The following is a 573-nucleotide window of genomic DNA, read 5'->3' as shown; positions in this document are numbered from 1 at the left end:
CACCGGGTTCGCTTCCGACTAAGTCGGATACTATACCTTCAGTATAGTGGGTTGCCCCATTCGGAAATCTGCGGATCAATTCATATGTGCTAATCCCCGCAGCTTATCGCAGCTTGTCACGTCCTTCGTCGCCTCTGAGAGCCTAGGCATCCCCCATACGCCCTTAATAAGCTTATCTATTTCGATAATTATTAGTTTATTTTTACTCTTAAATCATTGCTCCTAATCTGTCCTAAAACAAACCAAAAGCAATTAACTCTCGTATTCTTATATATTCTCAATATGTCAATGAACGTTCTATTTAGAATTAGGTATATAGATATGAGAGATATAACGTCTCAAGTCTAGTGTCTAAATTCTAAACCAAGTGGAGAATATCGGAGTCGAACCGATGACCTCCTGCGTGCAAGGCAGGCGCTCTAGCCAGCTGAGCTAATCCCCCAAATATTAAATTGACAATTAGAAACACAAAAGCTTTATCCTAATCATTACCTGATCAAAGCTTCATTAATTCCCTTTCTCTAAACGTCTACTGCAATTTATCAATTGCAATACTCTAAAAAAGGAGGTATT

Annotated in this window: 1 tRNA gene and 1 rRNA gene; both read right to left on the bottom strand. The window is 39.1% G+C overall.

From position 1 onward, the window contains the following. Positions 1 to 177 (bottom strand): 23S ribosomal RNA (locus tag LB454_RS13965); the annotation flags it as partial. Between the two features lie 191 nt (positions 178 to 368). Next, positions 369 to 442 (bottom strand) — tRNA-Ala (locus LB454_RS13960). Positions 443 to 573: the final 131 nt, after the last annotated feature.

This window comes from Psychroflexus montanilacus (assembly GCF_020164535.1).
GTDB lineage: Bacteria > Bacteroidota > Bacteroidia > Flavobacteriales > Flavobacteriaceae > Psychroflexus > Psychroflexus montanilacus.
The sequence above is the reverse complement of the archived record's forward strand: the minus strand, read 5'-3'. Positions and strand labels throughout refer to the sequence as shown.